Here is a 799-nt window from a genome sequence, read left to right as displayed (position 1 = left end):
ATTCCAGGTTACAGACGCCAACGGCTGTACGTACCAGGAATCATACACAGTAGTTCCGGTTACCAACATTACGGTTTCAGGCGAGCTTGTAGCGAATGTTGACTGTAACGGAAATGCAAACGGAGCAGTAAGATTTACAGCTGCCAATTTCGGAGGCACCTACACTGCTGCATTAACGGCAGGTACAGGTACGCTGACTCAGACAGGAAATACTGTTGATGTTACAGGATTGGTTCCAGGAACCTACACAGTAACGGTTACGGACAATGTGACGAACTGTACTGCTTTCGCTTCAGTTGTCGTAACAGAACCGGCAGCATTGGGTCTTAACCTTGTGAACAACGTAAACGCGAACTGTAACTTCGGTGCAAGGGTTGAAGTTGCCGCTACAGGCGGAACACCTGCATACAGATACCAGTTTGTTGTTGACGGAGCGGCTCATAACCCATTAGACTACGATATTTTCACTAGTACGGTATTAGACCCTGCGGTAAGCACTGCTTGGGATGTTTGGGTTATCGATGCCAACAACTGCGAGACTATGCTTGATATCACAATCGGCGAAGACTTGCCTCCTTCAATCAATTCATCAGTTGGATTGTACTGCTACACAGGCGGTCCGGTTCCGATCACGATTACGGGAACGTATGTTGGCACGCCGATGTTCAGCATCGGAAACGGCTACCAGTCAAGTCCAAACTTTGTATTGAATGCTCCAGGAAACTACACATTCTATATCAAGGACGGAAACGGCTGTATCACATCAAGCCCTTACACATTGAACCAGGAATTGTTGCTG

1 protein-coding gene is annotated in these 799 nt (G+C 47.4%); it reads left to right on the top strand.

The annotated features are described in order from the left end of the window. Positions 1–799 (top strand): hypothetical protein (locus tag ACFFLS_RS26145; protein ID WP_379689749.1); only part of this gene is annotated, 799 nt, incomplete at both ends.

This window comes from Flavobacterium procerum, from assembly GCF_042431625.1.
Taxonomy (GTDB): Bacteria; Bacteroidota; Bacteroidia; order Flavobacteriales; family Flavobacteriaceae; genus Flavobacterium; species Flavobacterium procerum.
The sequence above is the reverse complement of the archived record's forward strand: the minus strand, read 5'-3'. Positions and strand labels throughout refer to the sequence as shown.